This window comes from Oxalobacter paeniformigenes, from assembly GCF_027158465.1.
GTDB classification, from domain to species: Bacteria; Pseudomonadota; Gammaproteobacteria; order Burkholderiales; family Burkholderiaceae_D; genus Oxalobacter; species Oxalobacter paeniformigenes.
This window is the reverse complement of sequence record NZ_JAMKYL010000004.1, coordinates 62713-74153: the sequence shown is the minus strand read 5'-3', so window position 1 is coordinate 74153 and position 11441 is coordinate 62713. Positions and strand designations below refer to the sequence as shown.

At 51.6% G+C, this 11441-nt stretch carries 9 protein-coding genes and 1 tRNA gene; 3 read left to right on the top strand and 7 right to left on the bottom strand.

Annotated elements, in window-relative coordinates; genetic code table 11:
- The 6 genes from pheS to NAI64_RS06210 all read right to left on the bottom strand — a co-directional run bounded on the left by pheS (window position 1) and on the right by NAI64_RS06210 (window position 4747).
- Window positions 1–1017: a phenylalanine--tRNA ligase subunit alpha gene (gene pheS, locus NAI64_RS06235; protein WP_269298831.1), complete on the bottom strand. Its 1017-nt coding sequence runs from the start codon at window positions 1015–1017 to the stop codon at window positions 1–3.
- An 89-nt stretch (window positions 1018–1106) separates the two neighbouring features.
- Entirely contained in the window at window positions 1107–1466 is a 360-nt protein-coding gene (gene rplT / locus NAI64_RS06230) for a 50S ribosomal protein L20 (RefSeq protein WP_269298829.1), read from the bottom strand.
- A 29-nt stretch (window positions 1467–1495) separates the two neighbouring features.
- Window positions 1496–1693: a 50S ribosomal protein L35 gene (gene rpmI, locus NAI64_RS06225; protein WP_269298826.1), complete on the bottom strand. Its 198-nt coding sequence runs from the start codon at window positions 1691–1693 to the stop codon at window positions 1496–1498.
- Between the two features lie 144 nt (window positions 1694–1837).
- Entirely contained in the window at window positions 1838–2359 is a 522-nt protein-coding gene (gene infC / locus NAI64_RS06220) for a translation initiation factor IF-3 (protein WP_269298988.1), read from the bottom strand.
- Window positions 2360–2405: 46 nt separating this feature from the next.
- Window positions 2406–4313, bottom strand: coding sequence for a threonine--tRNA ligase (gene thrS, locus NAI64_RS06215; protein ID WP_269298825.1), 1908 nt, complete (start codon window positions 4311–4313; stop codon window positions 2406–2408).
- A 357-nt stretch (window positions 4314–4670) separates the two neighbouring features.
- Window positions 4671–4747: transfer RNA gene (locus NAI64_RS06210), tRNA-Val, on the bottom strand.
- 334 nt (window positions 4748–5081) lie between these two features.
- Between NAI64_RS06210 and pgi the strand changes: the two genes are divergently transcribed.
- The 3 genes from pgi to NAI64_RS06195 all read left to right on the top strand — a co-directional run bounded on the left by pgi (window position 5082) and on the right by NAI64_RS06195 (window position 10586).
- The gene (gene pgi, locus NAI64_RS06205) at window positions 5082–6725 is read left to right on the top strand and encodes a glucose-6-phosphate isomerase (protein ID WP_269298823.1); all 1644 of its coding nucleotides are present in this window, start codon (window positions 5082–5084) and stop codon (window positions 6723–6725) included.
- Between the two features lie 210 nt (window positions 6726–6935).
- Entirely contained in the window at window positions 6936–7871 is a 936-nt protein-coding gene (gene tal, locus NAI64_RS06200) for a transaldolase (RefSeq protein ID WP_269298821.1), read from the top strand.
- Window positions 7872–8006: 135 nt separating this feature from the next.
- A complete protein-coding gene (locus tag NAI64_RS06195; protein WP_269298819.1) occupies window positions 8007–10586 on the top strand; it encodes a cation-translocating P-type ATPase in 2580 nt (859 codons plus the stop codon).
- A gap of 9 nt (window positions 10587–10595) precedes the next feature.
- On the opposite strand, the gene NAI64_RS06190 is transcribed toward NAI64_RS06195, so the two are convergent.
- Entirely contained in the window at window positions 10596–11228 is a 633-nt protein-coding gene (locus tag NAI64_RS06190) for a TetR family transcriptional regulator (RefSeq protein ID WP_269298818.1), read from the bottom strand.
- Window positions 11229–11441 lie beyond the last annotated feature (213 nt).

Genomic DNA, 11441 nt, shown 5'->3' with positions numbered 1-11441 from the left:
TTAATTGAATTGCTTCAGAAAACGCAAGTCGCCTTCATAAAACAGCCTCAGATCATTGATGCCGTAACGCAGCATGGTCAGTCTTTCCAGACCGGAACCGAAAGCGAATCCGATATACTGTTCGGAATCAATTCCCATGTTCTTCAGCACATTCGGATGTACCTGGCCTGCGCCCGACACTTCCAGCCATTTGCCCTTCAGCGGACCGGAACCGAAAGCAATGTCGATTTCGGCAGATGGTTCGGTAAACGGAAAATATGATGGACGGAAACGAACCTGCAAATTGTCCGTTTCGAAGAAAGCCTGCACGAAATTCAGATAAACCCCCTTGAGATCGGCAAAGCTGATATCACGATCGATCCACAAGCCTTCTACCTGATGGAACATTGGGGAATGCGTGGCATCGCTGTCCACACGATAGGTTCTTCCGGGTGCAATTACCTTGACCGGCAATTCGTGCGAACGTGCATAACGAACCTGCATGGGGCTTGTATGAGTGCGCAACAGCAATGGCTTGCCCTGGGTATCCTTGCCTTCGATATAGAACGTATCCTGCATGGAACGTGCCGGATGGTTTTCCGGGCTGTTCAAAGCCGTGAAATTGGTCCAGTCCGTTTCGATTTCAGGGCCATCCGCAACATCAAAGCCGATGGAACCGAAAATACGTTCGATCCGTTCCCAGGTTCGCATGACCGGATGAATACCTCCCTTGCCTCTGCCGCGCCCCGGCAAGGTCACGTCGATCGCTTCGGCATTGAGCTTCGCCTGCAATTTCTCATTGGCCAGTTCCTGACGTCTTTCATTGAGCGCAGCTTCGATTTTGCTTTTGGCTGCATTGATGACCGCACCGCGCGCCTTGCGCTCTTCCGGCGCCATCTTGCCGAGCATTTTCATTTCTGCCGTAATCAACCCGGTCTTGCCGAGATATTTTGCCTTGGCGTTTTCAAGCGATACCGGATCGGAAACATTCCGGAAATCCTGCTGTGCCAGAGAAATCAACTGTTCTAACGAATCCATGCCATGTCTTCCTGTCGGACAACGGAAAAATAAAAAGCGGGGCAAGTCAATGTCTTGCCCCGCTCCGTTCTATGCATCCTGCAAGCAGGTCAAGCGGCGATAGCTGCCTTGACCCGATCGACGATTGCAGCGAAAGCAGGTTTGTCTGCAACTGCCATATCGGCCAGTACCTTGCGATCCAGTTCGATCGCTGCTTTCTTCAGACCATTCATAAAGACGCTGTAAGACATTCCCAGTTCACGGGTTGCAGCGTTGATACGGGTGATCCACAGTGCACGGAATACCCGTTTTTTGTTACGACGATCACGATAGGCATACTGACCTGCCTTCATGACGGCTTCTTTTGCGACACGATATACCGAGCTGCGACGACCACGATAGCCTTTGGCTTCGGCAAGCAGTTTTTTATGACGGGCCCGTGCCGTGACCCCACGTTTTACTCTGGACATATTCTTTCCTTGTTTTTCGTGTTAACGGATCAGGCGCTTGGCATCATGCGCAATACGGACGCGACATCGCTCGCATTGACATTGGTCATTCCACGCAACTGGCGTTTGACTTTGGTGGTTTTCTTGGTCAGGATGTGGCGTTTGTAAGCCTGGCCGCACTTGACGGTTCCACCCGGACGAACGCGAAAACGTTTTTTCGCGCTGCTTTTGGTTTTCATTTTTGGCATATCAATTCCTGTCCTCCCGGACAGCTCCATTTTTATATGATCGCAGGTGGCAACACACCTGTTGCACTTGCATGCCTGCTCACACTTGTTTTACAGCGAAACCGCTGTCTCCATTCCGCCGCCTGCCGGCGACGGAAACAGATCCTATTTCTTTTTACGGGGTGCCAGCACCATCACCATCTGGCGACCTTCCATTTTCGGAAACTGCTCGACCTGGCCATAAGGCTCCAGATCCTGTTTCAGTCGCTCCAGCATTCTGAAACCGATATCCTGATGCGCCATTTCACGTCCACGAAAACGCAACGTGATCTTGCACTTGTCGCCGTCTTCCAGAAACTTGACCAGATTGCGCAGCTTGATATTGTAGTCCCCTTCATCCGTACCCGGACGGAACTTGATTTCCTTGACGGAAATCACCTTCTGCTTCAACTTGGCTTCATGCGCCTTCTTCTGTTCGGCATACTTGAACTTGCCGTAATCCATAAGACGGCACACAGGAGGACGGGCATTCGGTGCGATCTCCACCAGATCTACATCGGCTTCTTCAGCCAGCCGGAACGCTTCCTGAAGGTTTACGATACCCACTTGCTCATTGTCCACGCCCAGCAGGCGGACTTCCTGAGCCGTAATTTCGCCGTTGATGCGATGAGACTTGTCAGTAGCTATGTTGACTCCCCGCTTGTCAAATCAAAAAAAGCTGTTCCCGTCCAAATCACTGTTTGGCCCTGATTTCATTATCCATGCGCGCCATCAGCTCATCGACCTTCATCACACCCAGATCAACACCACCACGCGCCCGAACAGCAACCGTATTCCCGTTCTTTTCCTTATCGCCGACAACCAGCAAATAAGGCACCTTGTTTACGGAATGATCGCGTATTTTATAGGTAATTTTTTCGTTTCGCAAATCAGCCTCGACCCGGAAACCTGCTTTTTTCATTGTTTCAACAACACTTTTCGCATATTCCGACTGGCCATCCGAAATATTCAGAACAACCGCATGAACCGGAGCCAACCACAACGGCATCGCACCTGCGTGGTTTTCGATCAGAATCCCGATAAACCGTTCCAGCGATCCCAGAATCGCACGGTGGATCATGACCGGTATCTTGCGGGTGTTGTCTTCAGCGACATATTCGGCACCCAGTCGCATCGGCATCGAGAAATCGACCTGAATCGTACCGCACTGCCACATACGGCCGATGGCATCCCGCAAGGTATATTCGATCTTCGGCCCGTAGAACGCACCATCCCCCGGAGACAGTTCATAGTCGCAACCCGAACGTTTGAGGGACTCGATCAGTGCGTTTTCCGCCTTGTCCCATGCCTCGTCGGAACCGACCCGTTTTTCAGGACGTGTCGCCACCTTGTAGATAATGTCGGTAAAACCGAAATCGCGATAAACCTTCTTGAGCAAATCGGTAAAGGCCACACATTCATCCAGAATCTGGTCTTCCGTACAGAAAATATGACCATCGTCCTGAGTAAAACCGCGAACACGCATCATGCCGTGCAGCGAACCGGATGGCTCGTTACGATGGCACTGACCGAATTCACCGTAGCGCAACGGCAATTCACGATAGGAATGCAGGCTTGAACGGTAAATCTGGACATGTCCAGGACAATTCATCGGCTTGATGGCATACACACGGTTTTCGGATTCCGTGGTGAACATGTTTTCCTTGTAGTTGTCCCAGTGGCCGGATTTTTCCCACAGCGAGCGATCCAGAATCTGCGGCCCCTTGACTTCCTGATAGCCGTTATCCTGATAAACCTTTCGCATATACTGTTCTACCTGTTGCCAGATCGTCCAGCCTTTGGCATGCCAGAAAATCAGCCCCGGCGCCTCATCCTGGAAATGGAACAAATCCAGCGCTCGCCCCAGACGGCGATGGTCGCGTTTTTCAGCCTCTTCCAGCATATGCAGATAGGCATCCTGATCTTCCTTTTTGGCCCATGCCGTACCATAGATACGCTGCAGCATTTCGTTTTTGGAGTCACCCCTCCAATATGCGCCAGCGACACGCATCAGTTTGAAAACCTTCAGTTTGCCATTGGATGGCACGTGCGGACCACGACACAAATCCGTGAATGCACCACTGGTATAAAGAGAAACATCTTCGTTTTGCGGAATGGACTCGATAATTTCCGCCTTGTAATCTTCCCCGATGGACTTGAAATAGGCAACAGCTTCGTCACGTGGCAATACTTTACGAACGACCGGTTCGTTTTTGCGAGCGAGTTCGGTCATTTTCTTTTCAATCGCCTGCAAGTCTTCAGGCGTAAAAGGCCGCTTGTACGCAAAATCGTAATAGAAACCGTTTTCGATTACCGGCCCGATCGTTACTTGCGCATCCGGATACAGCTGCTTGACAGCATAGGCCAGCAAGTGCGCGGTCGAATGCCGCATGATATCCACCCCATCCGCATCCCGATCGGTCACGATCGCCAGATCGACGTCCTTGTCGATCATGTAGGATGTATCGACCAGCTTGTCGTTTACCCTGCCTGCCACAGCGGCCTTGGCCAATCCGCTGCCAATGGAAGCCGCTACCTGTGCAACCGTCACCGGCTCGCTGAATTCCCGTTTCGAGCCATCGGGAAGCCGAACTGAAATCATCTTGATCTCCAAATCCAACACAAAAAGACGGCACAAGACCGTCATGAACCATCCGCAACACAAAAAACAAACGCGGCACCGCCGCGCTCGCCGATCACCCGCAACCGGCATCCATACAGACAAACCCGCTTTTCCGGATCGGCATCACAAAGTACCAACTTTAGCACAGAAACCGCACACCCGAAACGAAAAAACGGCAACACGCGACTCCTGGCACGGCACACCGCCTACCGACGATTAACGATTCCAGTAACACACCTTGCCACAAATACACCTGAAAAAATCAAGGAATCAACTCGCGGCCAAAACCATGCCAAAAAAAATGCCGTGCTATCGAGCACGGCATTTTCGGAAATCTGGTAGGCACGATTGGACTCGAACCAACGACCCCTACCATGTCAAGGTAGTGCTCTAACCAGCTGAGCTACGCGCCTAAAAATGTCATTATAGCCGCAAATTTATTCGCAACACAATACCCTTCAGTAATCGTTGCCAGCAAACAACAGTTTTTCTCCATACCACGTTTTTTCGGCTCATCAGACAAATGCTTTTCGGGTCTTTTTACCTTCATTTTGCCTATTGCCGTGTTTTACGGTTTTCTTCCGTACAACCATAACTGTTTGGCCGATTCAAGCGGCAATCCCTGTTTTTTCGACAGGTTTTCCCGTTATAACGCCGCGTCATGCCAAATCCGGTTTATAGTGTCAAATGATTGTTGTAAAACTTTTCCCGCATTCACAGCGACAACTTTTTATCCTGCCGTTTGCCATGAATACAACCAGCCTTGTCCATACCGCCGTATTTCAGAAACTCGTCCGACATGCAGAAGATGCCCGCACATGGTCGCTGAAAGCACTTTTTGCCGATCATCCGGACCGTTTTCCCGCCATGACCCTGACAGCCGGCGGACTGTTTCTCGATTTCTCGAAAAATTTTCTGACGGACGAAACGATGGGGTTGCTTATCGAACTCTCGCGGCAATGTCATCTGGAAGAAAAGCGTGAAGCATTGTTTGCCGGCGATGAAATCAATACGTCGGAACATCGTGCCGTATTGCATACGGCATTGCGTGCGCCACGCAGCGAAACGGTCATGTTCAATGGCAAAAACATCATTGCGGATATTCAGTCGGTACTGGAAAAGATGCGCCTGTTTACCGAAAAAGTTCATGCAGGGGAATGGAAAGGCTATTCAGGCAAGCCCGTCACCGATATCGTCAATATCGGCATCGGCGGCTCCGATCTGGGACCACGCATGGTTTGTCAGGCACTGCGCCCTTTCCATGTCAAGGGCATCAACGTCCATTTCGTCGCCAATGTGGATGGCCACGATCTGGATGCCATCCTGCAAAAAGTCAACGCGGAAACGACCCTGTTCATTATTGCATCCAAAACGTTCACGACACTGGAAACCATGCTCAACGCCCATGCGGCGCGCAGCTGGTTTCTCAATTACGGCACCGTCCGCGACCTGTACCGGCATTTCATCGCCATTTCCACCAATACGGAAGCTGTCGCACGATTCGGCATCCCTGCCGAAAACCTGTTCCCTTTCTGGGACTGGGTCGGCGGACGCTATTCCGTCTGGTCTGCCATCGGCCTGCCTGTCATGCTGGCCATCGGCTACAATCATTTCACGGAATTTCTGGCAGGCGCACACGCCATGGACGTTCATTTCCGGTACGCGCCGCTGGCATCGAACATGCCAGTGATTCTCGGACTGATCGCCATCTGGAACCGGAACTTCCTGGGTTTTTCTTCCGTTTCCATCGCCCCCTACCTGCAGGATTTGTTCAGTTTTCCGAATTATCTGCAACAGCTCGAAATGGAAAGCAACGGCAAGCAAACCCAAAAAAACGGCAAACCCGTAGAATATGACAGTTGCCCTGTCATCTGGGGAAATATCGGCACCAACGGGCAACATGCCTATTTCCAGTTGCTGCATCAGGGAACCGATATCATTCCCGTCGACTTCATCACTGCCCTGACACCGCATCATACCCTGCCAAAACATCACGCTGCCCTGCTGGCAAACTGTTTCGCACAATCCGAAGCACTGATGCGCGGAAAAACAGCCGAACAGGTCAGAAACGAACTTTCAGCCCAGCATATGGATGCGGAAGAAATGGCCATCCAGATTCCGCAACGCACTTTCCCCGGAAACCGCCCGAGCAATACCATTCTCATGAACGTCTTGCGTCCAGAAACGCTGGGAGCGCTGATTGCTCTGTACGAACACAAAACGTTCGTCGAAGGCGTTATCTGGAACATCAACAGTTTCGACCAGTGGGGTGTCGAACTGGGCAAGATTCTGGCAAAAACGATCCAGAACGAACTGGAAGGCCAGCCTGAGCAAATGCACGACAGTTCGACTGCAGGACTGATCGCACTGGCAAAAGCCGCCATGAAATAAGTCGCGACGGTACCGGTTTCATCAGATGTACCGGCACGCGTACACTGTGCATCAGAACAGGACGGACTGAATCCGATACCGGAACCGTGTCATTTTCGCCTTTTGTGACAGCGGGATTGCCATATCTCGAAAACCCGCTCCCGCCATCCTCATAATATGATTTAATATCGATTGTCCCTTTCCCGTTCAACCCATTGCATGAGGACATTTATGAGCCAGCTGGACCAACTGAAACAATATACGACTGTCGTCGCCGACACGGGAGATTTCCAATCGATCCAACGTTATTCGCCGCAGGATTCGACGACCAATCCGTCACTGATACTGCGTGCCGTCCAGAAAGATACTTATCATGCACTGCTCGAAAAAACCGTCCGGGACAACCGCGACAAATCCACAGAAGCAATCATGGATCGCCTGCTGGTCGCATTCGGTGTCGAAATTCTGAAAATCGTTCCAGGACGCGTTTCGACAGAAGCGGACGCACGCCTGTCATTCGATACGGAAGGCAGTATCCGTAAAGGGCGTGAGCTCATCGCACTGTACAACAGCGCAGGTATTCCCACCGAACGTGTTCTCATCAAGATCGCCTCAACATGGGAAGGTATACGGGCGGCCGAAGTCCTGCAAAAAGAAGGCATCCGTTGCAATATGACCCTCATGTTTTCGCTTCCGCAGGCCGTGGCTTGCGCCGAAGCGAATGTCCAGCTGATTTCACCGTTCGTCGGACGTATCTATGACTGGTACAAAAAACAGACGGGCAACGAATATACCGGCGCTGAAGACCCCGGTGTACAATCCGTCAAACGGATTTACAATTACTACCGCAAGTTCGGATATGCCACGGAAGTCATGGGTGCCAGCTTCCGCAATACATCGCAAATCATCGAACTGGCCGGTTGCGACCTCTTGACGATCAGTCCAGAATTGTTGCAGAAACTTTCCGACTCGGATACTCCTGTCAAACGGAAACTGTCTCCTGAACAGGCGTCCATGGATCCTGTCGAAAAAGTATCCTACAATGAAAAAACCTTCCGACTCTCCGTCAACAACGATGCCATGGCAACCGAAAAACTCTCGGAAGGTATCCGGCTTTTCTGTGCCGATACCGTCAAACTGGAGAAAATGATCGACGAACTTCGCTGATACTTTACATATATCGTTTTTTCACAAATGGTGTTTTCCCTTCAGGGGAAAACACCATTTGTGGTTTTGGAACCCGTCTTAATAGGACGCGTTCTCATTTGGGTTACACAAGACAATTTTATTTCGCTGACAACCATGCCATCTTTCCCACAGAACGAAAGCCGGACGACACCAGACCTGCCCATCGAAGGACTGAGCGAAAAAACCGCCCAGGAAAAACATCTTCGCGAAGGACCGAATGAGCTGTCATCATCCAAACCCCACTCGATCCTGTCCATCGCATGGGATGTCGTCTCGGAACCCATGTTCCTGCTTCTGTTGTCCTGCGGCATCATTTATCTGATTATCGGCAGTCTGGAAGATGCGCTGATTCTGCTCGGATCGGTCTGCATCATCGTCACCATGAGTTTTTTGCAGGAGCGCAAAAGCGAACGGACACTGGAAGCCCTGCGCGATTTGAGCAGCCCTCGTGCCTTGGTATTGCGTGACGGTATGCAAAAACGGATCGCCGGACGGGATGTTGTCACAGATGATATCGTCTTTTTGTCGGAGGGCGACCGTGTTCCGGCAGATGCGTTCTTGCTGGAAACGCAAAGCCTTTCGGTTGATGAATCGCTGTTGACCGGTGAATCAGTCCCTGTCAGGAAACAGATCATCGCTCCGGATACCCCTTTGCCTGCCGTCAAACCGGGTGGCGACGATCTGCCCTATCTGTTTTCCGGTACGCTCGTCGTTCAGGGAACCGGTATCGCCAGAGTCACCGCCATCGGCGAAAACACCGAACTGGGAAAAATCGGCAAGGCGATTTCCACACAAAAAACGGAAACCAGCCGCGTACAGGCCGAAACACGACAGGCCGTCCGTGTCGTCGCCACCGCCAGCACCGCACTGGTCATCTTGCTAGTAGTCTGGTACGGCATGACACGACATGACTGGCTGCACGGCATTCTTGCCGGTCTTACCCTCGCCATGAGCATCATGCCAGCGGAATTTCCGCTGGTTCTCGCGATTTTTCTCGGTCTTGGCGCATGGCGCATGGCAAAAAAAAGAGTGCTGACCCGCCAGATACCGGCGATCGAAATGCTGGGTGCCGCCACGGTATTGTGCGTGGACAAGACCGGTACGCTTACGCAAAACCGTATGGTGCTTTCCCACATCATGGTAGATGGGCAAACCTATATTTTCGAAGATGCCGCGTCGCTGGAACATGACAATTTTCCCGAACACTTCCATGAAACGCTGGAATTCGCGATGCTCTCAAGCCAGCGCGATCCATTCGATCCGATGGAAAGCGCCATCCAGCAAACAGGACGACAGGTTCTGGCCGGAACGGAACATATCCACGACAGCTGGAGTCTGGTCGAGGAATATCCCCTTTCTCGTGAATTGCTCGCTATCTCCCGTGTCTGGCGTTCTCCCGATCTGAGCCAGTATGTCATCGCCGCCAAGGGTGCACCGGAAGCCATCATCGACCTTTGCCACCTCGATGCAGGAACAACAGCTGTCATTTCGGCACAGGTCGATTCACTCGCACGTCAAGGCTTGCGTGTACTGGCTGTGGCACGTGCCGCATTCCGGCAAGGCGAACTGCCGTCGCAACAGCATGATTTTCATTTCGAATTCCTGGGTATCATCGGCTTGTCCGATCCGCTTCGTCCTGCCGTTCCGAATGCCGTCAGAGAATGTCTTGCCGCCGGTATACGAGTCATGATGATTACGGGTGACTACCCGGCTACCGCCCGGAAAATCGCCGAGGAGGCAGGTCTGGACGCCAGCGGCAAGGTTCTTGCCGGACATGAAATGGAAACGCTGCCACCTGGCGAACTGCGTGAACGCGTCAAAAATGGCAATATTTTCTGTCGCGCTACGCCGGAACAAAAACTGCAACTGGTCAACGCGCTGAAAGAAAACGGCGAAATCGTCGCCATGACCGGTGATGGCGTCAATGATGCTCCGGCACTGAAATCGGCCCATATCGGTATCGCCATGGGAGAACGCGGAACCGATGTCGCACGCGAATCAGCTGCACTGGTTCTGCTAAACGACGATTTTTCCTCTATCGTCTGTGCCGTCAGACTCGGTCGCCGCATCTTCGACAACATCCGGAAGGCCGTTGTCTTTATCGTGGCGGCTCATATCCCCATCGCCGGATTGTCGTTGATTCCGGTCATGCTGGGCTGGCCATTGATGCTCCTGCCCATCCATATCGTCTTTTTCGAGCTGATGGTCGATCCGATCTGCTCTGTCGCATTTGAAAATGAACCGGAAGAAAAAGACGTCATGACAAGGCCACCGCGTCCGACAAATGCACGCATCTTCGACAAATCGATCCTGTGGCTGGGCGTCAAACAAGGTATCGCCCTGCTGGCATGGGTCGTCCTGGTTTACTGGGCCGCCCACCTGTACGGTTTCGACACGGAACAGGCCAGAACATTGACCTTCACCGCCATGATCGCAGGCGACATCTGGCTGATTCTGGTCAACCGATCCTGGAGTCGTTCATTCATCGCATCGCTTGGACAAAAAAACAGCATCCTCTGGTCGGTGCTGGCTGTCACGGTCGCTGTCCTGCTGGCGGGTATTTTCATTCCGCCAATACAGGCGTTGTTCCATTTTGGGGCAGTCGGACTGGTCGATACTCTGATCGCGATCGGTGCAACCGCCTGTTTCACCGGTCTGATCTCATGCCTCCGTTTTTTCAGAAGAGCATTCTGAACCGGAATTTCATTTTTTCAGGTGTACGCTAGTTCGCATCAGTTCGAACACGGCATCGTTCACTTTCCGGGCATTTTCGATCAGGTCGAAACTGTCCGGCATGAACAGCCAGTCTGCCAGCAATCCACGGAACATGAACCCCAGCAAATTGCACGCCAGCTCGATATCGAGATCAGCTGGCAATTGCGCCTTTTTCTGTGCATTGACCAGAATCGTCCGGATAATGTTTCTCGAATAGGTATGCCATTCCTTTTGCTGGATGACGATCTGGTCCGTCTCACGCGTGAATTCACACTTATGGAACAGGATATTCAACACCTTCCGGTAATGCGGGTTGTTGATGACTTCCAGCATGATGGTTTCATGTGTCCTGCTCAGCTGGGCGATAGGATCGTTCACACCCTTTTCGACGATCCCCTCGATCAGCGCATCCATCGGAACCCGTATCCGCAAGCACATGGCCTGAAACAGGTCTTCCTTGTTCTTGAAATGCCAGTAGATCGCGCCACGGGTCACACCCGCAGCTTCCGCAATCTCGTTTAGGGTCGTATTGGAATATCCGGACTCATTGAATACATCTTCTGCCGCATCCAGAATACGATCACGGGTTTCCAGCGTCTTTTTCCTGCCGGCGCGTTCCATAAGACTCCTGATTTACAATATGTAACAAATTATAAAGCTTATTGCGAGAAAAGCATTTCTGACCGATAATGCGCAGAATCGTTTAAATACATTCATGATTGTATGTTATTTTTCCGTCTCCGTCATGTGAGGCGATGCATTTTATTTGTTTACACACAAGCATTTCCAGATCCCTGTTCCGACGGGAAATGGATTCATTTTCTTTTGAAGACC

Excerpts from the sequence above, each read along its gene's own strand:
- pheS (WP_269298831.1), bottom strand. The coding sequence starts at position 1,017 with ATGGATTCGTTAGAACAGTTGATTTCTCTGGCACAGCAGGATTTCCGG.
- rplT (WP_269298829.1), bottom strand. The coding sequence starts at position 1,466 with ATGTCCAGAGTAAAACGTGGGGTCACGGCACGGGCCCGTCATAAAAAA.
- rpmI (WP_269298826.1), bottom strand. The coding sequence starts at position 1,693 with ATGCCAAAAATGAAAACCAAAAGCAGCGCGAAAAAACGTTTTCGCGTT.
- thrS (WP_269298825.1), bottom strand. The coding sequence starts at position 4,313 with ATGATTTCAGTTCGGCTTCCCGATGGCTCGAAACGGGAATTCAGCGAG.
- pgi (WP_269298823.1), top strand. The coding sequence starts at position 5,082 with ATGAATACAACCAGCCTTGTCCATACCGCCGTATTTCAGAAACTCGTC.
- tal (WP_269298821.1), top strand. The coding sequence starts at position 6,936 with ATGAGCCAGCTGGACCAACTGAAACAATATACGACTGTCGTCGCCGAC.
- NAI64_RS06195 (WP_269298819.1), top strand. The coding sequence starts at position 8,007 with ATGCCATCTTTCCCACAGAACGAAAGCCGGACGACACCAGACCTGCCC.
- NAI64_RS06190 (WP_269298818.1), bottom strand. The coding sequence starts at position 11,228 with ATGGAACGCGCCGGCAGGAAAAAGACGCTGGAAACCCGTGATCGTATT.